This window comes from Verrucomicrobiia bacterium (assembly GCA_035489575.1).
Lineage (GTDB): Bacteria > Patescibacteriota > Saccharimonadia > Saccharimonadales > JAGQNK01 > DATHJY01.
Genome location: DATHJY010000013.1, coordinates 125311 through 150648, shown reverse-complemented (window position 1 = coordinate 150648; position 25338 = coordinate 125311). Strand labels below are relative to the sequence as shown.

At 50.3% G+C, this 25338-nt stretch carries 27 protein-coding genes; 10 read left to right on the top strand and 17 right to left on the bottom strand.

Annotation, left to right across the window (positions count from 1 at the left end; all coding sequences use genetic code 11):
- The first annotated feature begins 139 nt into the window (after positions 1-139).
- Both VK694_06610 and VK694_06605 read left to right on the top strand, forming a co-directional pair.
- Positions 140-1033 (top strand): ABC transporter ATP-binding protein, encoded by an 894-nt coding sequence (locus VK694_06610; GenBank protein HTE58390.1) that lies wholly within the window; start codon positions 140-142, stop codon positions 1031-1033.
- A complete protein-coding gene (locus tag VK694_06605) occupies positions 1033-2256 on the top strand; it encodes an ABC transporter permease (protein ID HTE58389.1) in 1224 nt (407 codons plus the stop codon). Before VK694_06610 ends, VK694_06605 begins: the two co-directional genes overlap by 1 nt.
- Before the next feature lie 211 nt (positions 2257-2467).
- Here VK694_06605 and VK694_06600 read toward each other — a convergent pair whose 3' ends face one another.
- The 3 genes from VK694_06600 to VK694_06590 form a co-directional block, all read right to left on the bottom strand.
- Positions 2468-2641 carry a DUF6496 domain-containing protein gene (locus VK694_06600; protein HTE58388.1) on the bottom strand — a complete coding sequence of 58 codons (174 nt, stop codon included), beginning with the start codon at positions 2639-2641 and terminating at the stop codon, positions 2468-2470.
- Positions 2642-2654: 13 nt separating this feature from the next.
- A complete protein-coding gene (locus tag VK694_06595) occupies positions 2655-2819 on the bottom strand; it encodes a hypothetical protein (protein ID HTE58387.1) in 165 nt (54 codons plus the stop codon).
- Between the two features lie 163 nt (positions 2820-2982).
- On the bottom strand, positions 2983-3252 hold the full coding sequence (locus VK694_06590; protein ID HTE58386.1) for a GlsB/YeaQ/YmgE family stress response membrane protein: 270 nt from the start codon (positions 3250-3252) through the stop codon (positions 2983-2985).
- Positions 3253-3880: 628 nt separating this feature from the next.
- Between VK694_06590 and VK694_06585 the strand changes: the two genes are divergently transcribed.
- Positions 3881-4231 (top strand): hypothetical protein, encoded by a 351-nt coding sequence (locus VK694_06585; protein HTE58385.1) that lies wholly within the window; start codon positions 3881-3883, stop codon positions 4229-4231.
- A gap of 166 nt (positions 4232-4397) precedes the next feature.
- Here the strand turns inward: VK694_06585 and VK694_06580 are convergent, their stop codons facing one another.
- The 3 genes from VK694_06580 to VK694_06570 form a co-directional block, all read right to left on the bottom strand.
- Complete coding sequence (locus tag VK694_06580; GenBank protein HTE58384.1) at positions 4398-5426, bottom strand: TerC/Alx family metal homeostasis membrane protein; 1029 nt, start codon at positions 5424-5426, stop codon at positions 4398-4400.
- A gap of 195 nt (positions 5427-5621) precedes the next feature.
- On the bottom strand, positions 5622-6632 hold the full coding sequence (locus tag VK694_06575; protein HTE58383.1) for an ATP-binding protein: 1011 nt from the start codon (positions 6630-6632) through the stop codon (positions 5622-5624).
- Complete coding sequence (locus tag VK694_06570; GenBank protein ID HTE58382.1) at positions 6632-7312, bottom strand: response regulator transcription factor; 681 nt, start codon at positions 7310-7312, stop codon at positions 6632-6634. Before VK694_06570 ends, VK694_06575 begins: the two co-directional genes overlap by 1 nt.
- Positions 7313-7444: 132 nt before the next feature.
- Between VK694_06570 and VK694_06565 the strand changes: the two genes are divergently transcribed.
- Entirely contained in the window at positions 7445-8119 is a 675-nt protein-coding gene (locus tag VK694_06565; protein ID HTE58381.1) for a hypothetical protein, read from the top strand.
- Here VK694_06565 and VK694_06560 read toward each other — a convergent pair.
- The 7 genes from VK694_06560 to VK694_06530 all read right to left on the bottom strand — a co-directional run bounded on the left by VK694_06560 (position 8116) and on the right by VK694_06530 (position 16034).
- The gene (locus VK694_06560; protein ID HTE58380.1) at positions 8116-10110 is read right to left on the bottom strand and encodes a hypothetical protein; all 1995 of its coding nucleotides are present in this window, start codon (positions 10108-10110) and stop codon (positions 8116-8118) included. The two genes, VK694_06565 and VK694_06560, sit on opposite strands and share 4 nt — an antisense overlap.
- A 37-nt stretch (positions 10111-10147) precedes the next feature.
- Positions 10148-10525: an NUDIX hydrolase gene (locus tag VK694_06555; protein HTE58379.1), complete on the bottom strand. Its 378-nt coding sequence runs from the start codon at positions 10523-10525 to the stop codon at positions 10148-10150.
- 219 nt (positions 10526-10744) lie between these two features.
- Entirely contained in the window at positions 10745-11530 is a 786-nt protein-coding gene (locus tag VK694_06550) for a prohibitin family protein (GenBank protein ID HTE58378.1), read from the bottom strand.
- A 547-nt stretch (positions 11531-12077) separates the two neighbouring features.
- Positions 12078-13070, bottom strand: a complete 993-nt coding sequence (locus tag VK694_06545; protein ID HTE58377.1) for a hypothetical protein — start codon at positions 13068-13070, stop codon at positions 12078-12080.
- Positions 13071-13238: 168 nt separating this feature from the next.
- The gene (locus VK694_06540) at positions 13239-13490 is read right to left on the bottom strand and encodes a hypothetical protein (GenBank protein HTE58376.1); all 252 of its coding nucleotides are present in this window, start codon (positions 13488-13490) and stop codon (positions 13239-13241) included.
- Positions 13491-13953: 463 nt separating this feature from the next.
- Entirely contained in the window at positions 13954-14592 is a 639-nt protein-coding gene (locus tag VK694_06535; GenBank protein ID HTE58375.1) for a CAP domain-containing protein, read from the bottom strand.
- Between the two features lie 56 nt (positions 14593-14648).
- Complete coding sequence (locus VK694_06530) at positions 14649-16034, bottom strand: DUF3152 domain-containing protein (GenBank protein ID HTE58374.1); 1386 nt, start codon at positions 16032-16034, stop codon at positions 14649-14651.
- Between the two features lie 100 nt (positions 16035-16134).
- On the opposite strand from VK694_06530, the gene VK694_06525 reads away from it, so the two are divergent.
- Positions 16135-18348 (top strand): bifunctional alpha,alpha-trehalose-phosphate synthase (UDP-forming)/trehalose-phosphatase, encoded by a 2214-nt coding sequence (locus VK694_06525; GenBank protein ID HTE58373.1) that lies wholly within the window; start codon positions 16135-16137, stop codon positions 18346-18348.
- Here VK694_06525 and VK694_06520 read toward each other — a convergent pair.
- Positions 18338-18781, bottom strand: a complete 444-nt coding sequence (locus VK694_06520) for a hypothetical protein (GenBank protein ID HTE58372.1) — start codon at positions 18779-18781, stop codon at positions 18338-18340. The two genes, VK694_06525 and VK694_06520, sit on opposite strands and share 11 nt — an antisense overlap.
- 229 nt (positions 18782-19010) lie before the next feature.
- Here VK694_06520 and VK694_06515 point away from each other — a divergent pair, with 229 nt between their 5' ends.
- Complete coding sequence (locus VK694_06515; protein HTE58371.1) at positions 19011-20237, top strand: L-histidine N(alpha)-methyltransferase; 1227 nt, start codon at positions 19011-19013, stop codon at positions 20235-20237.
- Between the two features lie 97 nt (positions 20238-20334).
- Here the strand turns inward: VK694_06515 and VK694_06510 are convergent, their stop codons facing one another.
- Positions 20335-20667, bottom strand: a complete 333-nt coding sequence (locus VK694_06510) for a nucleotide pyrophosphohydrolase (protein ID HTE58370.1) — start codon at positions 20665-20667, stop codon at positions 20335-20337.
- A 299-nt stretch (positions 20668-20966) separates the two neighbouring features.
- On the opposite strand from VK694_06510, the gene radC reads away from it, so the two are divergent.
- Positions 20967-21725, top strand: a complete 759-nt coding sequence (gene radC / locus VK694_06505) for a DNA repair protein RadC (GenBank protein HTE58369.1) — start codon at positions 20967-20969, stop codon at positions 21723-21725.
- Positions 21718-21993, top strand: a complete 276-nt coding sequence (locus tag VK694_06500) for a hypothetical protein (protein ID HTE58368.1) — start codon at positions 21718-21720, stop codon at positions 21991-21993. Before radC ends, VK694_06500 begins: the two co-directional genes overlap by 8 nt.
- An 87-nt stretch (positions 21994-22080) precedes the next feature.
- Here the strand turns inward: VK694_06500 and VK694_06495 are convergent, their stop codons facing one another.
- On the bottom strand, positions 22081-22500 hold the full coding sequence (locus VK694_06495; GenBank protein HTE58367.1) for a hypothetical protein: 420 nt from the start codon (positions 22498-22500) through the stop codon (positions 22081-22083).
- Positions 22501-22708: 208 nt separating this feature from the next.
- Between VK694_06495 and VK694_06490 the strand changes: the two genes are divergently transcribed.
- Positions 22709-23074, top strand: coding sequence for a hypothetical protein (locus VK694_06490; protein ID HTE58366.1), 366 nt, complete (start codon positions 22709-22711; stop codon positions 23072-23074).
- A gap of 68 nt (positions 23075-23142) precedes the next feature.
- Here the strand turns inward: VK694_06490 and VK694_06485 are convergent, their stop codons facing one another.
- The gene (locus tag VK694_06485; protein HTE58365.1) at positions 23143-24672 is read right to left on the bottom strand and encodes a lysine--tRNA ligase; all 1530 of its coding nucleotides are present in this window, start codon (positions 24670-24672) and stop codon (positions 23143-23145) included.
- Between the two features lie 183 nt (positions 24673-24855).
- Here VK694_06485 and VK694_06480 point away from each other — a divergent pair, with 183 nt between their 5' ends.
- Entirely contained in the window at positions 24856-25269 is a 414-nt protein-coding gene (locus VK694_06480) for a VOC family protein (GenBank protein ID HTE58364.1), read from the top strand.
- Positions 25270-25338 lie beyond the last annotated feature (69 nt).

The following is a 25338-nucleotide window of genomic DNA, read 5'->3' as shown; positions in this document are numbered from 1 at the left end:
CGATTGGCGAATCCTCTCGCCAATCGGGCAAAGCAGCGAGCTGCTTTGTAGACATTTTTGGCTTCATGGCATTATATCCTAAAAATTACATCACTAACACCTTGAAGATGGGGATCATCAAAGGGTACACTAATGTATAGTGCCAGTTATCCAATTACAAGATGTCAGCAAGCTTTTCGGCTTCGGTGATGCTACTACCGTTGCACTTGACGAGGTCAATCTCAGTATTGACGCCGGTGAGTTCGTGGCGGTCATGGGACCGAGCGGATCAGGCAAATCTACTCTGATGAACCTCATCGGACTGTTAGACACTCCTACGCATGGTACCTACAAATTAAACGGCAAGCCCGCCGAGCGCCTGAGTGCTCGCCGCCAGGCCAAGGTGCGTCGTGACACCATTGGCTTTGTGTTCCAGTCGTTCAACCTACTGCCCAAATTGACGGTTGTAGACAATGTGGCATTGCCCCTGGCCTACAAAGGTACTACCCAGGCCCGCCGCCAAAAAAGGGCTGCCGAAATTCTAGAGCGAGTTGGTCTGGCTGACCGCGAGTACTTCATGCCCCGCCAACTATCTGGTGGCCAGGCGCAGCGGGTGGCTATTGCCCGTGCCCTCATAAACAATCCCAACATTATTATTGCGGACGAGCCAACTGGCAACCTAGACAGTGCCTCTAGCCGGCTGGTTATGGAGCTACTGAGCGACATCCACAAAGCCGGCAACACCATTCTGCTGGTGACACACAACCCTGGCCTGACCCGCTTTGCCAGCCGTGTGGTGTTCATGCACGACGGTGCCATCGTCAAAGACGAGCAGTCGGCCGTGGGCGAACTGCACGAATCAGTACGGCGCAGCATGTACTTCCTGCCCCGTGCAACCATAGAAGACGACCTGGCTGGTGTATCTACCCTCATGAAAACTCTTCCCGACAAATTAAGCTCTGGCAAGCAAAAGCCAGCCGCCAAAGCCAAGAAAAAGACCACCACAAAACGTACCAAATACAAAGCTCCCGCCAAAAAAGGCAAAAAAGCCTGATGTTTGGCCCCAGCAACCTCAAAATGGCCCGCGAAGCCATACGTTCCTCGCGTTGGCGCAGTTTGCTGACTATGTTGGGGGTGGTTATTGGTATAGTCAGCGTGGTAACCATTGTCAGTTTGGGCGAAGGCGCCAAACAGCAGATTGTGGGCCAGATCAATAACGGTGGTGCCGATCTGATCACGGTCCGTCCTGGTCGGATCTCTAAACAGAACGATACAGGGGCTCTGATCGGACTATTCGGTGGCCTGAATACTGGTTTCCTGAGCGAGAGCGACTACGCCACTATAGACGCCGCCAATGGCGTCAAGGGCGCCATTCCCTTTGCTTATGTCAACGGTGTGCCCAAAAATCATGACCGCGAATTTACAGAAGCGCTGGTGATTGCCACTACGGAAGAAGCGCCCCAAGCAATCAACAAAAAACTCGAATACGGTGCTTTCTTTAATAAGAGCGAGTCAGATCGTGACGTAGCAATCATCGGCAAGCGGGTGGCCGAGCAGCTCTTTCAAGAGAACGTACCCATAGGCAAATTATTTACCGTCCGGGGTCGCCAGTTTGTGGTGCGTGGAGTGTTCGAGGAGTTCCAGGTTAGTCCCCTTATCCCTAACGCCGACTACAATAACGCCATTTTTATTCCCTACGACTCTGGCAAAAAACTAGACAATGGCCAGGTACAGCTATACCAAGTGTTAGCCCGTCCAGACACACCCGGCCAGGCCACTTTGGCGGCCGAGGCTATCAAGACTTCGTTGGCCAATACCCATTCTGGTCAGGTTGACTTTACCGTCCTAAGGCAAGAAGACATCCAGGCTTCGGCGCAACGAGTGCTCGACCTGCTCACCGCTGCTATTGCTGCTATCGCGGGCATTGCGTTGGTGGTGGCTGGCATTGGTATCATGAATATCATGTTGGTGTCAGTCACCGAACGTACCCGCGAGATCGGCGTGCGCAAGGCTATTGGCGCAACCAATCGTCAGATCCTTGGGCAGTTTTTGACAGAGGCGGCCCTGCTGAGCTTTGTGGGTGGCCTGCTGGGCCTGCTGTTCTCGTTGTTTACTAATTACCTGCTCCGGATATTTACCAACCTGACACCAGTACTTACTTGGCAGATCATGGCCTTTGCCACCCTGGTGTCTGTTGGCATTGGCATGGTCTTTGGCATTACGCCCGCCCTCAAGGCAGCTCGCATGCGCCCCATTGACGCTCTCCGCCACGAATAACCGTAATGAGACACCCATGCGCAGCCCCAAGCAAGCTTGGGTCCCTCTGGCTTGGGTTTCTCACCTTACCCCACAAAACGGGTTTTGTGGGGACCCCGATATCGCGCAATGAAAATGTGCTCCATTTTCGTTGGCTGCTCTTCCCAAATAGCAGATAAAAATAATCTGGAGTGAATCCAGATTATTTTTGATCGATAGATCCAAATTGCTATTACTTCTTTGGGGCTTTTTGTCCCTTGCTTCGTGCTTCGGATAGGCCTATGGCTACCGCTTGCTTGCGGCTGGTTACTTTCTTCTTACTTTTGCCACTGCGCAGATCACCTTCTTTGAATTTGTGCATGGCATTTTCAACGGTCTTTTGGGCCTTGGGGCCGTATTTGTTCATCTATACTCCTTGCTTAGGCGTGATACATCATGGGGTGTATCAGGCGATGGACGACGGGCTCTAGGTCAAAGGGTGCGGCCGGGGGTTCTACCACGGGTGTTTCCCCGTTGATGATCCCGCCGTCGGAGGTATTGTTCCACCATCTAAGTTCGAAATGGGTGTGGATTGCTCTCTTCATACCATTTCCAGCTTTCATTGTTACGAACTTTGCTGTTCTTCTTTGCCATAACTTCCCTCCAATCGTTAAGGCTACTGACAGTCTACGTGGTATCCTACTTTCTCACTACGAAATATTTTACTCAAAGATCAAGTCCATTTTCGGAACCTCTGCACCAAAGGCTCTAGACAGCGTCGTGGTGACGGCCGCCCGTGAACAGCCTGACAAAGAACAGTAAGATAACCGATCCCAAGATAGCCACCAGCAGACTGCCAAGATTAAAACCAGTCACGCCAGGTCCACCAAACATGCGGGCTACCATTCCACCTATGAACGCACCCAGGATACCAACAATGATGTTGGCTATGCCGCCTTGCTGGTCATTAGTACCCATGACCATGGATGCTATCCAGCCAACAACCGCTCCAAACGCGATCCACAAAATAATATTCATTGCCATAGTGCATACCTCCTTCGTCTACTGTTGCTATTGTTGGTGTGCTTTTAGGGCTTTTGTTAAAAGCCACTGACACCAAGTATGAAATCACGGACAATTATTAGCTATAAAATATGTTGCAGTAACTAATACATACCCCAGAAACCAAGATACACCCGGCCTTGGGGAAGCCGGGTGTATCAAAGGGGGATCTTAAAGCACTTGCCTAATAGGTGTCGTTGTCTTCGTCGAGCTGGGAATCTTTTAGCTCGTCGGGATCCAATTGAGGTTGGTCTTGCATCGCAGTGTCATCTTGTGATGAATCGTTTGCCATGATAGCCTCCTTCCTTATTAGGTTGGCACGGTCCATTATGACTACTTATATATTGGCAACTATAAAATATTTCATAGCCCAGACAGATGTGTGCGGTAACGGTTGCATAGTAGTATTTTTTATGTTATAATAAACTAACTTGTTACAGATGTAATGAGTACTTTGACAAGCAGACGCATAAAGGTGAGTTATGAGTCCAGCATAGGCTGGGTTTGTATCTCATCTTTGTGCAAAAGAAAGCACACCTACCCTTTGGCGTAGGCGACCTCCACGAGCGGATAGTGGTCGAGATCGAGAAGACAAGGTTCTGACATGTACACTTTTTCCCTGATCTGGCTGTACACCACTGTGGTGCTTGGCCTCCTGGGCTCCGTGTTGCTGATCGGCAGGAAGGACACCTTCACTCCAGCGAGAGCTTTCTGGGCTGTCGTGGCTAACATCGTCGAGGCGGTTGCGGTCTTCGTGCTCTGGAGGCAGTCCGATCTGGATTCGTCCACTCTGGTGGCGGTCCTGCTCTGGGTGTCCGAGTACTTCTTCGCGGTCCTGGCGTTCTTCCAGATCGGCAAGTCGTCTCCCAACACTCCACGGTACGCCCTGTTCTCTGCCACCTGCTCCGTGTTGCTGGGTATCGGCACCAGTCTGCTGGTTCTCGGCGGAGCGTGATCGCGATGGGGCGACGAAGAAGGAGCCTTAGGCTTCATACTTCGTCGCCCCATCCGCGCCACTTTCTTTTATATTCTGCTTGTCATTTCACTCCATGAATGTGCATTCATGCTGATGAGTCCAAAAGGACGAAAGTGAAAATGCAAGGTCCGGTGTAATGTGTTTCTTATTTAGAGATATGAAGTGGCTTAGTTTTGATGGATCGCTTCCAGAACATGCTGACAGCAATAGACCCAACGAATAAGAGTGCTAACACCCCAAGACTTATAGCGACTGGTATGTGCAGGCCAATCCAGTCTATGCCCAAGAACAGTTTGGTGGGGGCTACGATCATCTTGAAAGATATCCAGGCCAAGATGCCAGCCAGACCCCACTCTAGCGCCCAGAACCGGTCAGAGATGGACTGATAGACAAAGAACAAAGCCCGGAGCCCCAGGATAGCAAAGACGTTAGAGCTGTACGCCACAAACCTATCTGGCGATACGGCCAGAACAGCTGGCACTGAGTCAACGGCAAACACCACGTCTGACAGTTCGATCAGAATGATGATAGCCGCCATGAGCGTCAGCATACGTTTGCCGTTGCGGATGGTTGTCAGCTTGTGGCCATCAAACCCATGGTAAACCGGCAAGATTTTGGTGATTGTTTTCCAGAGTCGCTGTTCGGTGATCTCCACCTTTTCCTCGCCGTAGTCGCCATGAGCTTCCTTGATAGCTTTCCAGGCAGCCCGCAGCAGGATAAGCCCAAAGAATATGCTAATCCACGCAAAAGCCTTTAGCAGTTGAAAACCTAGCACGATAAAAACCAATCGGAAGAAAATAGCCCCGGCAATGCCATAGTTCAGCATGCGCCGCTCTAGTTTGGGCGGTACCGCAAAACTGGTAAAAATAAGACTCATAACAAACAGGTTGTCCAAAGACAGGGCTTTTTCGATTGCCCATGCTGCCAAATATTCACTGCCTGCTTGGGGGCTGATGAACATAAAGACTGGAATGGCAAAGGCCAATGCTGCGCCAATATAGATAAGAGACCAGATGGTGGCCTCTTTGGTGCCGATGACGTGGTCTCGTTTGGTGTGGTGGGCTTCTATGATGGCGTACAGGACCAATACGGTAGCAACCGTGGCATACATGAACCACGGCACATGATAGTGATGCACGCTTGCGGCACCCGAAGAAGCAATAAAACTTAGCATAGAGTTACCTCAGCATAATATGGGAATGCTTCAGAGTCTACCCCAGATCTCGCTCTTGGGTGCCAAAATTGGCCTATTTCGAGTGACAGTTCGTTCTGGTTCGCCAAGCGTACCCGTAGGTACGCTTGGCGAACCAGGGCGGATTGGCGCCGAAAGGGACGGTTTTGGCGTGGGATTGGAGATCTGGGGTAGACTCTATGCAAGTGGCAGATGAAAAGTAAATGTCGACCCTTTGCCCTGGCTACTCTTGACCGTAATGGCGCCACCGTGCATTTCGACAATATTTTTAGCGATGGCCAGGCCCAGCCCGTACCCCTGGGTGTCCTGTTTACTGCGGGCCGAATCGGCGCGATAAAAACGGTCAAAAATATGTGGTAGGTCTGACGCCCGGATACCCATGCCCTGGTCTTTGATCTGGATAAGCGCTTGTTTCTGGCTCTTGCGTACGGTGACCTGGACCTTTGACTTCTTGGGACTGTATTTGATGGCGTTATCCAGCACGGTAACGACAGCCTCTGTTAGGCTGGCCTGTTCGCCGCGTACCTTCAGGTGGGGTGCAACGGTTGCTTCGATCTGGACATGCTTGGTCTGTGCCAAGGTAGTCGTGCGGGCTAGTGAGTCGGCTATAACCTTCTCTAGCTCTACGTCCACAAAATCATCACTATTATTCTCTAGGCGTGCCAGGCGTAACAAGCCCTCTGACAAAACGGTCAGCTTAGCCAGTTCTTCCAGATTGCTGCGCAATTGATCTTTGGCGGCGTCTAGTGTCAGTTTGGGGTTCATCAGGGCCACTTCGTTCTCGGTTTGCATGACGGCCAAGGGCGTACGCAGTTCGTGGCTGGCATCGGCCGTAAAGCGCTCTAGGGCATCATGAGCTTCTTCTATAGGCTGCAGCGTGCGGCGTGCCAGGTAATAGCACAGTATGCCGCCGCCCACTAAAATAATGAGGTTAATCAGCACCAGACGATTCAAGATGTGGGTTTTCGCCTCGGTATACTGCTGCCGCCGTTGGTCGAAGAATTGGTCCAACGCCGGTTCGGTTAGTCGAAAATCTGGCAAGCGGCGAATGACCACTCCCTGGCGTTCGTAGTCTCTGTTGAACTCGTGGACAGCACTCTGAAAAATGATGGCACTAAAAAACAGGCTGATGCTCATGAGGATCACCAGGTAGAGTGCGGCTAATTTAGTGTAGGTTTTACGAAACATTAGTTCTTAATTCCGAATGTATAACCGAACCCTCTCTTTGTATGGATAAGACGGGGTTCGCCATAAGGCTTATCTATTTTAGTACGAAGGTAGCCAATATACACCTCTACTGTGTTGGGCAAGATATCGGCGTCGTAGTTCCAGACGTGCTGCATTATGGTGTCCTTGGTCAGGATGCGCCCACTGTTGCGCATGAGGTATTCCAGGAGCGCGAACTCCTTGGTGGTCAGATCTATTGGCTTCCCCTGGCGTTCTACGGTCATACTTTCTGGATTTAGCGTAAGGTCTTCGTAGGTCAGGACGGGGTTATTTGTTTGCTGTGGGCGTCGCAGCAAGGCACGCACTCTGGCAATTAACTCTACAAAAGCAAATGGTTTTACCAGATAGTCATCGGCCCCGGCATTCAGCCCGGCAGCCCGATCTAGCACCCTGTCTTTGGCGGTTAGCAGTAGCACCGGGGTATGGATGTGCTGTTCCCGTAGCGACTTCAAAATACCGATGCCGTCCAGGCGGCCCGGCAGCATGCGGTCTAGAATGATCAGATCATACGGTTCGGTGGTGGCCAATCCCAGGCCTTTGTCGCTGTCGTAGGCTACGTCTACCGCGTATGATTGTTGCTCTAGACCTTGCTTGACGGCGTTGGCAATCTTGTGCTCATCCTCGACTACTAAAATCCTCATAGGATAGATTGTACCTGTTTATAGCTGAGATGTATCTGAGAGGCCCTCCCTGGGACTGCATCAACTATCTGGCTAAAAGGCGAATTTTGTATTACCCTGCTATCAAGAGCCTACCTAAGCAAAGGACCTCCGTTGAGCGAAAACATACAAGTAACACACCATCAAGGCTCCGGTTGGCGGCTCTGGATCCGTGTCATATTCCCCTCTATTGCGGGTCTGGTCGGGTATCTCATGCTGTCGCTGTTGGTTATTGGTATTCACCTGCTCTTTCTGAGCATGAACCCTGACTTGGTACTTCCCCACTTCTTTAATAGCGGCGTAGACAGCCAACTAGTAAACACCTACGACACCAGTTTTTTGCAGCCCGTGAACGACGCCTTTCGAAACGACACGCTCAGTACCCTGACCACTGCACTGCTCTGGGGCTTTGTGGGCTGGGTCATCTACAGTGTCCTGGACTTCTCTATCACTACTATCAAAGAAGTACGGCAGTCCGCTAAAGAGGTAACTATGCCCGGCCAAAAAAATCAGCTGGTCCAACACCCCTTGCGGCGGTTGTTGGTGGTTAGGCTGCTCTGGCGCTTTTTCATCGGAATGCTGGTTATCACCTTTACGGCTCTGGCGTTGCCCTATATGGGTCGCCTGTTTGGTCAGGATGTATTGGTACTGCGCTCGGCAGAGGGCACGCAAGCGCTCAAACATTTTGGAATCGCCATAGGCGGCTGGATGATCATCTGGCACATATACGCAGTGCTCATGCGCCTCTTCGTCCAGCGCACCCGAGTCACCGGCGAAATCATCTACTAGAATGGGGCTCTGTTGTTCGGTGCTCGATTAATTTGTTTTTCTATGAGGATGGCTGTAGCAATGTAGTTCCTGACCAACTTGCCACCGATTTCTCTTAGTATCGGATTGTGGTTACCCTGTAGTCTATTGAGTTCATCACACGCCCAAAATTGGAACAGAGATGCAGAGAGGTAGGTTTGTCTCTCATCCGCCCGAGTGAGGTTTTCGCCTAGATCTACAATGAGTTGCTCTACAGAACGGTAGGCCTCTTGTGGTGATATTCTTTCGATGGGATCAAGATAGCCATTTTGGCGTTCTTTCAGCGATATGGATCCGGCGATTTCTAAGAGGCGTGTAGTGATTTCGCGCATAGCATCAGGTGTAAGGAGGTCGTCAGACGTGGGGAGGCTGATCTGATCACTCCACGTGTTGAGTCGCTCCTGCAGCACGTCCACCCGCATCTCACGAATCCGATTACGTGCCCATTTCCTAGGCTCTTCGTGGCCGTCGGCGTATAAAATCATATCAATGGGCCCATGTTTGTCATGGAGCATCATTTGAGAACCGAGCAGCTCAATAAAATCATCAAAGCCAAGTGTTTCCCCAAGAGGAAAGTATCCGGCTTGCTGTTTGATTGTTTCTACAGTGGGCGCTTCTGTGGCAATTTCATACCACCGGCGCATATCCTCTGACGTAAGGGTTTTTGCCTGCGTGTCAATACGGACAGTTCCGTCATTTGCCACAAAGACTTCTTCTACCTTTTCTGCGATGTCAGAGGCGTAACTAGCCAACATTTGGCAAAAATCTGCATCTGAATTAGCGTCCTGAAATCCGAAGAGCGCTTGCTCCAATGTGTTGCTGTCAGCCTGTGGGTAGCTACCGATAAATTCGCCTGGGGCATCTCCTGTTCGGTGAAAAGCTATGATTAGACTACTCCTGGCATGTCCTTCCTCTGTCCTTAAGCGATGATGGACCACAGAGCCGGAGGGGAACACAGTAGTAAGTGGCCTCTCTTCATCATATATTTCCACAACTGCGTTATCGCCCGAACGCACCTGCCGCTGCAGAGCAAAAACCTGGTCTACGTCCTCTGGGTTAATAAAAATTGAGGCGTTCTCCGTAGAGAAAACTTCGCCCCCAGGACCCGTTAGGCTATCCCTTACCCCTATATGCGTACCGGGCAAAAACACGAAATTCTGTCCTTTTGGCCCACTGGCCTTCCCTTTTTCCCAGGTAACCAGTACTTTATACTCATCTCTGTAAGGGGTATTGTCGATATGTAGCATGTTGTCTTGCGCCCGTGCACTAATAGGTCCCGTATCTTTTGCCCGCGCATCCACTACACGCACGGCTCCGCCAACCCTCTCAGATATGAGGGCAAGAGCTAAGGGGTGGAAAAATGCGCCACTAAACCCTTTATTGGCAAGAAAGTCTGGTTGATTGCGCAGGTTGGCATAACTATGCAGGAGGCTCTGACTACCATCTCTTTGCATTAGTTCATCATAGTCGCCCACCAGCTGACCAAAATGTTCACGATCAATCAAGTCGCCAAATACCACGGCGCCGTCCTCTTGAATAATGGCAGATAATTGGTCAAAACGTTCAAGGATTTCTGCACCTTCTTCGGCCCCATACTCCGTTTGCCATGCCTCAAGCAAAGTTTTCCGTAACGCTCCTCGGTATTGCTCTTTGTATTCCTGCCCCCGAAAGCGGTTATAGGCCTCTGGCGCACTTACCTCCTCGGGCAGGACAAGTCGAGGGCGGATTGTTGTGGCGGGTATTCTTTCCGCAAGTAATTGGTCTATGCGTACGTCTGGCATGTCGGGGAAGTCCAGGGTGACGGCATGTATTGCCGCCTCTGGGCTTGGTGCGTGACTACAGACTATGGGCGGCAGTGCAACATCACTGCCTATGGCGACTTGCCCTACGACCTGGGCAGCCTCAGCGGCTGTCAGCGGTGCCAGTAAGCGGGGCTCTTCTACAATTGATATTTTTTCAGGTGTTCTATCCATGCCCAGCCTCTCAATGAGACATACATAAGATCGTAGATCAGTGAATGCGTTTGATGATATTTTCTACGCCGGGAGCCAGATTGTCTACGGGCAACTTTGTAACAGCAAAGTAGGCGCCACGTGCAACATCAACACCATTGCCTTGTCTACTCAACTGGCCTTCCACTGTCTGTATCTTGTAGAAGTACCTTTGTTTTAGCGCATCATTCTGCTGGGTAATGTACGTTACGCTGCCCTGTATTTTTGTACCGGTCTCTTCTAAGAACTCGCGCCCCAAGGCGACCCTCCGAGTCTCTCTCTCCTCAATCCTGCCCCCGGGAAAACCCCACAGGCCCGAACTAGCATCTTGGATAAGCAGCACTCTGCCTTTAGCGTCAAGGTAAACCCCATACACACTAGCACTTCTTGTGATCATATATCGATCTATTATAACCCAGGATCCCAGTCCGCACGTACCATAGCCCTACGATTTTGACATGTCCCGACGCTCAAGTGGGCTAGACACAAAGCTAGCGGTATCAAACACGACATCGTGGTTGGCTGATCATCTGGCACATATACGCAGTGCTCATGCGTCTCTTCGTGCAACGCACCCGGGTCACCGGCGAAATCATTTACTAAAACCTTGTCGCAATTAGCGCAATGGTATATTGAACACCGAATCGCCGCCACCCATGTACTGCGGCAACTTGCCATCCCACTTATCAATTGCCAGCTTTTGTAGGAACTCCTGGCTCAGAGACAGCTTCTGTACGTTTTGTGCTTCGGCGTCTAGCTTGGCACGATCTAGGTTAAATTTTGCTCGCTCTGCTTCCTGGGCTGCTACTTGCTTTGCTTCAATAGATTTGCTGAAGTCGCTACTAAAACTAAAGTTCACTATGCTGATATCCTCGATTCGTATCCCGTAGGGCTCAACCCGTGCTTTTATGCTCTCTAGAGCTTTTTGTTTTACTTCGGGCCGCTTGGTAAGCAACTCCGAGGCTGTGTACTGCGCGGTGGCCGCTTTGAAAGATTCTTGCACGGCGGGCACGATGACACGATCTCTGTACTGCGCGCCAATCTCCTTGTAAACGTTCGTGGCCTTTTCGCGGTTCAGGGCATAGTTGACGGCTAGGGTAGCGCTAACGACCTGTAGGTCGGAACTGGCTGCCTCTGCTTCTTCTTGCTGCTTCTGTAGACGTGTATCCATACGGTACAGCTTCTCGACAGGCCATGGGAGTTTAAGGGCCAATCCACTCTGAGTCTCTCTGTTTACTTCACCGTAACGAGTTACCACCCCCACTTGTCCTGCGTCAATAGTTCGGACGCACATCAGTGGCAGCAGAACCAAAAGAATTATGGGTATGGCAAGCTTCCATGCTATCGGTGGTATCGTTGGTCTAGTCACATTTAACTGAATAGGATTTGCAATCTTTGTCATCAATTTTTCCTCTTAAGAAATTTACTAGGCTTTCGTCTGTCAAGAAACGCCACACTTAATATTACTCCCATAAACACGGCACGGCCCAAGTCCATCAAGGTGCTCTGTTCATCGCTAGTGATTAACCCAAGAAGAAACAGGAAAGCAATTGTTGCAATCATGGGCGCAAGCTTCATGGTTTACTCCTGCTGACGGTTACGCAAAGTACTGCAAGCGGTATCGTTGCCATAACCCAGCGCCAGTTTTGTGTGAAGCTTACTATATTCAAAGCAAGCAAACCTACAACAACTACAGCGAGCCATCTTTTGCTTAGATTCACACTACTTCTTTTTGATTAATTGCTCTACGATGCGTGATAATGCAACCAGTGCAATCATGAGAAAGTAAAGCCCCAGGCTTGGCGTAGCTGACCTTGAAAAGGCGTATATGGTGAGCGCTAAAAGAAAAACCAGTCGCAAATAGTCCCAATTTGACCACTGCCATGAATTTTTTCTTGACTCTGATTCTTGTTTCACTGTTTTCCCATTCTTATTTGCTATCTTAGAGATTAGCATCGATAAGGCCACGGTACCATCACTGAATTAGGATTGTAGGAGCGAAAGACGGCAACGCAGTAGCCATTTCTAGTTGCCCATTGAGCAGCCGGAACTATCCCGAAAGATACAAGTCCTAATAGTTTACCCGTGGCCATTGAGGCGGCAGCGCCCGTAATCCACGCCATCGCATTAGTTTCACCCTTTGAAAAGTAAACGTTGTAGCCAGTCCACCCCCAAGAAACTGATGGATCCGCCACCACCGGATAAACCACCCCTGGAATATTGTGCTGCACGTGTTGAGTCAGAGTCTGTCCGTCTGTGGTGAACCAGGTCTGTATTGTTTTGTCTTCGGCGTCTTTAGCCCAAGGGGCTGCTACGGAAGCAATTGGCTCGCTCGACTCCGCCGCCAACACAATTGCTCCACCATCTGGGGTTAGTTCGATTCGGCCACCATTTGGCACGGTTACTTTGTAGTCGTATGCCGTAGGGGCGCTTGGGTTGTCGATGATGGTCAGCATGCGGACGCCGCCATCTTCTGTGGCTTGGACGGCGTTGGCTGAGCCATTGCCTGATTCGTAGGCGACGGTTCCGGCTGCTACCTGTGTGCCTTCGCTGGCTTCAGTGGCGTTAGGCAGTTGAATGTCTAGCTTTGGTCCACCTTCTGCACCAAAGGTAACGCCCTTTTTGGCGTCTTTTGGCACGTCTACCACTGTGCCATTTGTGGTACTGGTGGCTGCTGAGTCTGCGTCGCTTTGTGCAACCGTTTGATCTGAACTCTCCATTACGCCTGGAATGTCCTGCAATGTTTCTTGTACCTCGGAGTGTGATACTCGTCGATCTCTGTTGGTGTGGCGTCTGCGTCCTTGTGGCTGAGCGCCTGCCACTACTGGCAAGCTGACCGAAAAGATCATAGCTAGCAAGAACAGTGCCGAGATTACCCTGAGTTTATTTTGTTTTATCCATCCGTTTTTGTGTAATGCGGCCCCCAAGTTTGTCTGAGACATTGCTCACACGCCTTCCGTATTAGTTGGTATCGGCATCATAACGGGGACGGATTAGGGAACATATTGGTTGTGTTTGTGAAATGATTCTGGCTTAATGTTTTATTAATAATTGATACGAAAAGAATCGCCTTTTCGAAAGTGGCGATTCTTAGGAAGACCTGCGGTACCCTACCGCTCGGTGCTGCGGGTGCCTACGAGAGTCCAGGTGTCATCCTCTAGGCGTAGGCGGTAGGTGGTGCGTCCGTCTGTCATGTCAAACAGTCTTATGACGTGCTGGCCTTTGCGTACCAGGTACTGCAAACCGTCGCTGAATGTGCAGCGGGTGTTGCCGAACTCGATCTCTTTTGGAAAGGACTTTAGCCCTCTGCCGTTTAGGAAGTAAAAGGCGTTTACGTTGACTACTTGGTTTAGTGCGTACATATCATTGGCTCCTTCAGAAACTTACACATCACATTAGCCGACTTCCTGGCAGAGCCAGAAACTCTGCTAATGCTCTTGGCACCCAGCACATTTTTTCTCTGCGGTACTCCCTTCACCGTATTCAGATACGGCTCGGTCTGTTCCGCGAGAAGAAAATGCACTGGATGCTCAAGTGTGTAACTTCTATGTTTTTATAAAGGTAAAAGAAACTAGGCGAAACAGTCTTTATAGATGCTCGCAGACGGCTTTAGAACAAAAGGTGTCTGGTAGGAGTTCCCGAACCGTCCGGTCGGTTGTCCGTAAACAGATGCCTGTGATGATATGTAGGCTCGCAGGGACCAAGGTGTGCGTGCCAAGATGTATATAAAAGTCTGAAAGTAGATGGTCTCCCATACCTCCATGACCTCCTAAATTTTAGCATGACCGTTACGAGGTACCGCAAGTATCAAATGTACAACAGGCGTTATTTGGTGGCTGTGGGCGCGGTTGAGTAGATGCTCACCACTAGGTAGGTTGTCTCGGCATTACTGGACTTGCTAAACTCTGCCGTGGCAATGCCTACTTTGGATACCCTGTTGGTAAGCATGCAGTCTTTGTGACCTTCGTTGCTTGTCAGCCAATCATCGACATATTTTTTGGCTACGAGGGTTGGGGCAATGCCCAGGTTCTCGCAACTGTAGCTTGTCTTAAAGCCATGGCCAGCGAACAGATCGTAGTAGTACTGACCTTTCAGGCTCTGATGTGAGTAGTATTGGTGCTGCACCATGTCCTTCAGGCGTTCTTCGGCAACGGCAGTCAGTTGGGGGTCCAGGGTAACGTTAGGCACATGTATTTCGGTCCGGGCAGCGTTGACCAGCTGCAATAGCTCCGACGTGTCAGGTGCATTAGAGGTATGGCTGATCGAATCTAGGGGGTTTCGCAGGCTGGCATGGGGCTGAAACAACGTTACCAGGCCAGCACCGATGCCAATAAGTCCCAGGCTTACTACAATTCGGCCGACATACGCCATAGAACTGTACCCACCAACGGCACGCATCCAGCGCTTGGGCTTTTTAGCCGAGCTGTGTTTTTTGCCAGGATGTTTTTTGTGTGATTGTTTCATGTCAATTATATATCTTGACTTTACCATAAGCATGGTTGTTTAACGGCATTGTACCCCTATATGCCCAATCTTTGCTTGAGGGCTGCCGTTTCGCCCGGCAACGGCCATGGGTTAAACACGCAGCCATTGAGTGCGATTGACTGTTGTTGCATGACAGGGGCGGCCTGCCCTGCTCCGCCACAGTTACTGTGGTCAAAACCAAACCAGTGTCCGGTCTCGTGGTTTATTACCATAAATCGGTAGTCTTCCAGGCTACCCCCCGAGGCGTTCCAGGCTGGCGAGGCAAAGCGCCAGCGGTCAAAGTTGATCACTACGTTGCTGCCTACCCGGCAGCTCCACATAGCATCACAGATAGCGCCAAAGCTCGGCATCTGGTCGGGCGCAGTCAGCCAGGCGGTAAAGTTACAGCCGCTGCTAGCTTGCGAGAACGTCACCAGCCCACCCACTGACCAGCCGCGGGCATCGGCCAGGGTGGCAGCAAACTTGCTCCCAAACTCACCCAAGTAGGCATTGTCGACACCTCGTGTTGCCACGCAGTAGGTATAGTGCCTGGCGGCCTTGCGGGCAACCAGGCCCACACTGACCTTCTGGCCGGCGGCGATCGCCTTGGACACCTGATCGGCGGCGGCGTCGCTGTTGTCCACCACAATACCCCAAGCCGCTCCACGTTTTTGGATGTAGGCTTTCACGAGGTCCCGGTTGAGTGTAAAGGCATCACCCTGGGGGCTGTACCACCCACCAATGTCTGGAGGCGTGACCGTGTGAGATTTTTGCTGATAGGTTATGGTGATACTGGTATTTTGCTGCTTCTGCAGGCTCTGCTGGGCTGGCTCGAGGTCTTTGGTCTTCTTCTGGGGTTCGACTGTGCGCAACTGCAGCGTGACGTTCTGCTGGCCGTTTTGCAGCGCGTGGGTCAGGGCTTGCTTTATGGTGTCTTTCTGGGCAGTTACTCCATCTTGGGCTGGCACCAGGGTAAATATGTTGTTTTGCAGGACAATCTTGGCATCTGTAACCGGCCTAGAAAAGGCGGTGGCCAAGCGGTTTGCCTCGGCTTCTACTTTTGCGGAATCCATGGATACCGAAGTCTCTAGCGTATGTTTTTTCAGCACATTACTAATGGGTAGCCAGCTTCGCTCTGACTTGAGCCGTGCAATGGTAGCGGGGGCGTCCACCTTGGCGTCGATACTTTTCAGGGGCAGTTGCTCGTGCTTGTCCTGGTGATTGAGGGTCAGGGTGTCATGTCCTAAGGTCTTGGCCTGCAGCGTTTTCTCTATCTGCGAGAAAGATTTGCCGCCCACCTTCTGTCCGTCAATAGTCGTGCGTGGAAAGGCTCGGGCGTTAAAAAACAGATAGGCCACCACATTAATAAGTACAAAGTACGCCAAAAAAGCGCCGAAAATCAGCACAAACTTACGATTCTTAGCGATAAGGCGCAGACGCATTGTTACTATTTTATTACGTCTGTAAGATAATACATACTTGGTGTGTCGAACCTGGCGTATAGTGTACTCAGCATGAGCGAACTAAGCCGGTAGTAAGCATATGGCGAGATCCAAGTTTATTATCGTTTCTAATAGGCTGCCAGTTAGCGTCTCTAAAGAAGACGGCAAGCTTGTATTTACTTCTAGTTCAGGCGGGTTGGCCAAGGCTATGGCCAGCCTAGATTCCAACGCTAAGGACCGGATATGGATTGGCTGGCCTGGGATTGCCTCGGACGATCTTACATCTCAAGACAAATCGGCCATTACGCGCAAGCTCAAATCATTTGGATGCTACCCCATTTTTCTGACAAAAGCGCAGGTCGACAACTTTTATGCCGGATATGCCAATGATACTATCTGGCCACTTTTTCATTATTTTCAGTCACTTGCCCAATACGATGCTGCCTACTGGCAGGCTTACAAAGAAGTTAACGATGTGTTCCGGCGGGCGATTGTACGCAAGGCTGAACCTGATTCAGCCATCTGGATCCACGACTACCATCTCATGCTGCTGCCACAGCTGATCAGAAAGGCGTTGCCAGGTGCTACCATTGGCTTCTTCCTGCACATTCCCTTCCCGTCATACGAGATCTTTCGACAGTTGCCAAACAGAAAAGAGATTCTGCAAGGACTGTTGGGCGCTGACCTGATTGGCTTTCATATTTATGACTATGCTCGTCACTTTCTGAGTAGTGTTCTGAGGGTCCTTGGCCTAGAGAATGACAGTGGTTCTATCATAAAGGGCACTCGTATCGTTAAGGTAGATGCTTTCCCTATTGGTATTGACTATCAAAAATGGGTTGACTCACTGGAGGACGATCAAACAAAGGTCGAGCTGCAGAAACTGCAAGAGCACTACAATGGCCAAAAGATCATTATATCTATGGATCGTCTTGATTATTCCAAGGGTATCCTCAAGCGTCTTGAAGCGTTCGAGCAGTTTTTGCGTAGTGCACCTTCGTGGCATAAAAAAGTTGTCTTGCTCATGGTGGCGGTGCCTTCGCGTACAGAGGTGGATACCTACAAAGAACTCCGCAACGAGATAGAAAAAGCGGTAAGTCGTATCAATGGTGACTACGGAACAGTGGACTGGACACCTATTTCGTATCAGTTCAAGAATCTCCCCTTCGAGCAGATCAGCGCACTATTGGCGCGGGCTGACGTTGCGCTGTTGACTCCTCTCAGAGACGGCATGAATTTAGTTGCAAAAGAGTATATCGCCACAAAACAAAAAGCCTCAGGCGTGCTGATCTTGAGCGAGATGACCGGTGCGGTCGACGAGCTGCCCGAGGCGCTGCGTATCAATCCAAATGACACAGCCTCGGTGGTTCAGGCACTCAAGATTGCTCTCAAGATGTCCCAAAAAGAAAAGCGAGCCCGGCTGTTGGCTATGCAGCGCCGCCTGTCCCGCTATACCGTTCAGCGGTGGGCGGCGGACTTTATGGATCAGCTGCAAAAGTCCAAGTTGGCACAGACGCAAGAGAGCAACAAACTGCTCACCCGTGAGAGAGAAGACAAAATTGTCCGGCAATTTCAAAAAGCCAAGAATCGGCTGCTTTTCTTGGATTACGACGGTACTTTGCGCAAATTTGCTGCCAGCCACCACCCCGCCCAGGCCCGCCCGCCCAAACAACTGCTCCAGCTGCTCCACCAACTGGCCCAGCTGCCCGATACGCGCATTTGTATTGTTAGCGGTCGCCCTCGTGATGCACTAGAGATGTGGTTTAGCGAATTACCCGTCCTGCTGGCTGCCGAACACGGCGCTTTTATGAAATATGACGGCGAATGGTCACAGCAGCCTTCGTCACTTCACGAACATCGTAAGCACATCATGCCTATACTCGAGCAGTACGCCGAGCGGACGCCCGGTGCCCGTATAGAAGAAAAAGAGTCGGCTATTGTCTGGCATTACCGTACGGTGCCTACCGAACTGGCCCATGCCCGCAACGCAGGCCTGAGGTACGAGCTGCGGCAGTTGCTGGCGGGCAGTGATATCCTGGTCCACAATGGCGCAAAGGTAATAGAGATCAAGCCCCGCAACGTCAATAAAGGGATTGTGGTCGAAGATTTACAGGCTATGTATCCTTCTGATTTTGTCATGGCCATTGGCGACGATTACACTGACGAAGACATGTTTCGGGCGCTCCCCGAAGAAGCAAATAGCATAAAGGTAGGACTTGGCGGTACCGAAGCACGGCATCAGATTGTGTCAATAGAGCAAGTGCTCAAGCTGTTGCTCAGACTGGCGCAGGTAGAAATGAAGCCTAAACAGTAGCGTGGGCGATCTTCAGGATGGCGCTTGCCAGGGCTGGTGGGCTTTGGGCCAGGACCGTAAAGCCCGAGTTGTAGTCACCGCTGAGGGCGCTGGTAGCCTCGGAGGTTACTAGGACAGAAGACTTAGCCGGCTGAGCTTCGTCTGATACGAGTGCCCGACCAAATGAAAACGGAGTTGCCTCTGCTGGCAGCTCCGTTGTTGTCTCGAACCGTACGCGCTTCATGAGATCTATGCACTCTACTAGTGGCGCCAGCTCATCTGTGGTCACATCCGCGGTCATGATCATGAGCTTGTAATTCTCTGGCAAATAGTACAACGCATGCAACACATTAGTAAAAGCCTCTGAGCCAGCTTTTGGTGTATAAACCATCCAAAAATCAGGTGCTGCTTTGTAGTCCTGTACCCCGCCTTCTCCAAACAGTGTGGTGCTCATAAGTCTTCCCTCTTTCCCGAGCTTGGCTCGTTCTATATGTTACAATGTTACCTTATGTGTTCGTATCATTGACTGATCTTGGAGAGATTCAATGCAGAACAGCTCCCTTCTCTCCAAGAAAGTCGTCTGCAAAGGTGCTTTACAGTCATGATACGTTTTAAAATCGGAACATGTCAACATTTTTTTTATGTTCTTGAGGCTGGTGTACTAAGATAATTGTGGAGTATCAATGAAGTTTTTTAAGAATACCGAATTAGCAAAGATCTATAATGTCTCAGAGAAATCTGTACGCAATTGGGTTCAGGCTACTCAAGAAGGCAAGCTAGACTTACAATTACACGAAAAAGAGGGACGCTTCTATGTGGCCAATGTCACCAAGAATACTATCCTCATAGAGCAACTCATTGAGAAAGGCAGAAAATACAAAAACAAGCGTGCACTCAAAACTATCTCGCCCAAGCCTGAGTTTTACGAGACGTTTGACCACAAACAGATACTAGATATTATTTCTCATCTCACCATTCATCACGAGATACCTCTGCCGTACAGCTATGTTAATGGTGGGGCGACCTACTGGGATGATTACGCAAACCGGCTTGCCAATGAAGGCACTCGTAATATGCTGACAGCAACCATTGACCTGCTAGGGGCTAGCACTGATACATTAGACCATCTGGTTGGGGGCCATAAGTATGTCAACATTGTAGACCTAGGGCCTGGAAACGGCATGCCAGCAAAGGGACTCCTTGAGCATTTCCTTAAGCTTGGAAAGTTGAAGCGGTACGTTACTCTTGACATCAGCAAGGAAATGCTGCAGATTGCGGAGAAGAATATCGGCACGTGGTTTGACGGTCGAGTTAAGTTCGAGGGGTATGCTCGGGACTTTAGCCGGGAACGATTTGACGATTTATTCACCGAAGATGCTATTGGTAAAGATGAAAGCGATACGCCAGTAAATATAGTACTGTTGCTAGGGGCAACCCTGGGCAATCTCAGGACTCCGGATCAGGCGTTGTGGGCCATTAATAACAGTTTGGGCATCAACGATTTGCTTGTATATAGTGCCAAGCTTGATACTGTTAATTCGCGACGTTATTTTGATTTCACCACCTCCGCAAATCAGAAGCTTGCATATAACCACAGAATGATTCTAGATTTTTTGAACATCGACGAAGATCTTTACGATGTCGTGCAAAATTTCGACGAAAAGAAACAAGCCAGATCCATCAGTATAACCCCCAAGATGGCACTCACGGTAAAGTTTACCTTCCCACAAGGTTTCAAATATATCCACATCAATAAAGGCCAGTTGATCACTGTTTGGCGATACTGGCACCACGACGGCCCGGGGCTCATTGAGCAGTTTGAGAGGAATGACTTTGACATGATGCAGGCTACAAAAACCAAAGATCAAGAGTTTCTGCTGCTAACCTCCAAGATTAAAACCCATAAATAGTCTACCCGACAGCTCAAGAATATTAAGTGATTGTTAAGGGGCGGTGATCGTGGCAAAGCTATATTTAAGCCAGCAGACTCTCAATTAAAGATGAGTTTTATCCTTCTGATGCTAGTTCATTTTTGATTCGGGCGTCGAGTTCATCCATTGTCTTCATAAACTCTGTTGCCAGGTCAATTTTGTACTTGCTGGCTATGACAAGGATGGACCAAAGGCAGTCACTGAGCTCGTGTGTTAGTTTTTTATCTACATCGTCCATAGCACGCAGGCCGCTCTTGGCCATGATGATTTTTGACAGATCACCCACGTCTCCTACGAATCCTGCCATTAACTGCTGTTCGTTCCAGCGGACACCGCGTTGCGTTTCATTTAGTTGGTCGTACTTCTCTCTTAGCTCTAGTGCTCTACTGACGATTTGATCGAAGTTCATCCAGGCTACTCCTTTAAGCGTTACTTGATACTATACTAGACTGTTTTGATGTGCCCGATAGGCTGTTATGGTTGCTTCAAAATCATGCGCTATATTCACTTTACAGAAGAGAATGCTACGAACCTTTCTGCACGGATAGCTTTAGGATCGTGTAGACAACGATGACTTCAAATCAGGAGTACTTACTGCTTATTACAAAACTCAACTCTAATACCTGACTATATTCGGATTGTTAAATAAAGATTAAGCCAAGTCCATTGCGATAGAGTCCTCACAAAACCGCTTGCTATAATGCCGCCATGACATTGGTGGTAGACGAAAAATATCTTTTGCATGACCGAGGGATCTTCATGCTTGCAGATGGTGAAAAAGAATATGAGCTGACACCCCTCAGCGACCTACCCACCGATGAAAAGCCGCGGGAAAAGTTGCAACTGCTCGGCCCAAAGGCTCTTGGCGTGGCCGAGCTAGTAGCGGTACTCCTGAATGTGGGCACTAGAAAAGAAAATGTCTTGTCTATGGCCCACCGCATCCTCAAAGAATACGGCGAGACTGCCATCATGAACGAGACCGACCCGGCCAAGCTATCGGAGGCGCTCAATATTCCCCTTGGCAAGGCCTGTCAAATAGTTGCCAGCTTTGAGCTGGGCCGCCGATACTTCTTGAGCCGGCAAGGCAAGGCTACCTATGTACGCAGCGCCAAGCAGGCTCATGTGTACCTCAAGGACATGGGCACCAGCCAGAAGGAACAACTTCGGGGACTCTATTTAAATAGCCGCCATGAAGTTATCCATGACGAGGTCATCTCGGTAGGCAGCCTGACAGCAAACATCGTGCACCCCCGCGAAGTATTTCAGCCTGCGCTTATCTATGGCGCTGTGGCAATTATCATTGCTCATAACCATCCTTCTGGCAGCCTAGAGCCCACAGCCGCTGACCGTATAGTCACTGCCCAGCTGGTGGATGCCGGCCGGGTGTTGGGTATTGATATTCTGGATCACCTTATTATCAACCAAGATTCATTCGCCAGCATTATGGAAGAGACGCCCCGTGGCTGATTATGCGCTAGATCCCCCTTCGGCGGTGTTGGCACATGATTCGGCACCCACCTGGCTTCTTCACGATGGTAGCGACACTCGTGAGCTAGAGGATCTTATCGTCCACGTACGATCTGGTGATTATTTTATAACTTTGGCTACCTTGCTCGATTCTATTAGTGATGAGCTGACCGTAGAGAACCGTGCCGAGGCAGCGGTGCTGCAACAGCTCATACAAAATCTGATTTACTTAGACAAAACCTACAAGCTTATCAAAAAAGATAACTAAATTGCCAATATAGAAAATTAATTCTATTATATCCCTGCTTGATACTGGTACAAGCTACCTGCAAGTGAGGTGTTCTTGTTGGAACGGTCAGCATGACTGACCCCGAATCAGAAGGAGTCCGTAGTGGACACCACTGACAATACCCCGCGGCAGTCCGCGAACAGCGCAATGGCTGCGAGGCTGCTGGTTCTTGTCGCTGGCGTGGCCGCCATCGGCGTCGCCGCCATCGAGACCAGCAACGCAGGTGCGTTGTGGGCCCTCATCCTGGTGGCCTGGGGCGTTCAGGAGATCGATCGTAAGGGCGAGGTTTCCCCTCTGCTCTACGGCGCAGCCATGGCTGCTGGCTACGCCGTCATCGGCGTCATCTGCGTTTACGTGGAGAGCGTTCAGCCGCTGTGGGCCATGATCTTGGTCAACTGGCTCGCCGACGCGTTGGTCGATGGACTGAGCGACTAGCCCACCACCACACCTATACCCTCCGACTTTTCTGCATGCGGCTTCGGCCAATACTGTATGACAGGTCGGAGGGTTTAATTCTTTATTAGACATATTTATGGATGGGTATGGTAAAAAGTTCTATAATATCTACGCTTAGCATAAGTCTCTAACTTCTGTTTTAAGCAAGGTGTTCTTGTAGTTTGATATGTCATCAGTGCTCGGGCCGAGTTGGTCCACGGGTTTCTACCGTATCCAGCGTATATCCCTAGGAGGGATTGTGACCACAGCAAACGATAGTGACCACGCGACGAGCTGGCTCAGCTCCATCGATGCGATGACCAAGGCGGTCTTTTTGACCTACGTGGGAGGGCTGCTGGCCATCCTGTTGGCCGTCTTGGGCGATCACAACGCTGGCGGCCTGTGGGCCTTCATCCTGGTGGCGTGGGGTGCTATGCGCGTCCGAGAGGGTTCGGCCATGCTGCCTCTGGTGCACGGGGCGCATTACGCCGCGGGCTACCTGCTGATCGGGTTGATCTGTGCGCTCGCGCACGACATCGAAGGTCTATGGGCCATGATTTTGGTTAACTGCTTCGTCAACTACCACGCCCATCTGCGCAGCACGCGCTGCAGCTGCGATCGCTGACAGAACACCATTACCCTCCGACTACATACTCATTGGCGAAGCCAATGCTTATCACTGGTCGGAGGGTTTCAACTTTTGTCTTTATACAGTTCGGGATAGATGGTTTTGGTGACTTCGTCTACTTCCCTTCTGAGCTGGGGGAAGACCACGCCTTCGCGGGCGGTTACGCCTTCTAGGTACCAGAATAAGCGCTCCGAGAATCCAAAGCCGCAGGCTGGTGGCATGGCGTACTCCAACGCTTCTACATAATCAACGTCGAGCATCATGGCCTCGTCATCACCGGCGTCACGAAGGGCTTGCTGCTCTTTGAAGCGATTGAGCTGATCTACTGGGTCGTTCAGCTCTGAATAGGCCTTGCAGAGTTCGCTGCCGCCAAGGAGCAAGTTGAACTGCTCGGTCAGCTCCGGCTTGCCGGACTGGGTTTTGGCCAGCGGTTGTAAAAAGGTGGGTATGTCTACCAAAAAGGCGGGTCCGGCAATAGTCGTGCGTACTTTTTTCCAGAGCTTATCTATGCCACGAGAGCGGTTCTCGGTTTTTTCTACTTCTATCTGATGGTTCTTGAGCTGTTCTTTGACTTGGTCAAGCGTACAGGTGAAGACGTCCAGGCCGTAGTGCTCTTGGATTACATCTACAAAGCTAATACGTGGCCACTTCTGGTCATCGGTTCCTAGGTCTAGATCCATGCCGTTGGCGAGCTTGAATGCACGCTTGCCCCAGGTCTTATCGGCGATAGCACGTACCAGTCTTTCAGTTAGTTCCATGCCCTTTTCCCAGTCGGCATAAGCCCAGTACCATTCCATTGCCACATGCTCTGGCAGGTGTTCGTCGCTATAGTTCTCGTTGCGAAAACGTGGGCCGATATCAAATACTTTTTCGTATCCCCCGACCAGCAGCCGCTTCAGTGGTAGCTCGTGACTAATACGCAGGTAGAAATCTTGGTCTAGGGCGTCCATATGGGTGACAAACGGCGTGGCGTCTGCCCCACCGGTGGTGAGTTCTAGCACGGGAATGTTTATTTCTACAAATCCTTCATCTAATAAGAAGTGGCGTGTTGCTTGCCAAAAGGTACTGCGCCGCAGATAACGCTCGTAAACGTCCTTATTAACATTTGTGTCTATGTAGCGTCGGCGGAGGCGTTCTTCTTTATTAGTGAAGCCGTCTTGCTCTGTGGGCATGGGCCGGAGCGACTTGGTTAGCACCCGAAGCTTCTGCACGTCGATAGATATTTCTCCGGTTTGCGTCTTTATGACAGGTCCGGTGGCCTCGATAAAATCACCAGGGTCTAGCAAATTGATCTGCTCAAAGCCAAGCTGACTGTTTGGCGCCTCTAGACCTGCTAGGGTGTCATGCTTGAGGAAGAGTTGGATGGTTGCGGATGCGTCTTTTAGTACAAAGAAAGCGATCTTGCCAAATTTGCGGGTATTTATAAGACGACCATCGAGCGTGACGGTTTGTCCCTGCAGTTCCTCGAACTTGTCAGCGACTTCTTGGGCTGTGTGGGTTCTGGAGGTGGTGGCCGGGTATGGGTTGATGTCGAGCTTTTTTAGCTCTTCTAGTTTTCGTAAGCGTTCGTCGCGCAGTTCTTTTAAGGTAGCCATAGTGCCTATCTTACACGATTTTAGCATTCTCTCGCCACCCCATATCACATCTGGACGCGCATCCGGTGGGTACTATGGAATCGACGCGAGAATGCTAAAGTCGTGTAGCGAAAACGGGCTCAAACCGAAAGTGTAAACGGCAGCTGGTGTATGATGAGGACAGACAATTAATAGGAGAAAACCATGCAATCGACACTTAATCCTTACCTTAGCTTCAGGGACAAGACTCGTGAAGCTATGGAGTTCTACAAGACAGTTTTTGGCGGCAAGCTAGAGCTGCATACTTTTAAAGAATTCAACTCTGCTCATGATCCAAGTGAAGAAGAGAATATTATGCACTCAGTCCTGACCGCAGATAATGGCATAACATTTATGGCAGCCGATACACCTAAAAGTATGGACTACAAGCCGGGTGCAAATATCAGCATGTCACTGAGTGGCACCAACGATAGCGAGTTGTCTGAGTATTTTCAGAAGCTGTCAGCTGGCGGCACGGTAACGCAACCACTTGTAGCTGCTCCGTGGGGTGACAAGTTTGGCATGCTGATAGATAAGTTTGGCATTACCTGGATGGTTAACGTTACGGCAAAGAAATAAACGATCCTGGTCTGTTAATAAAGAAAAGCATGGGCTGCGCTCTCAGGCGTCTATAAGATTTCTCTAATA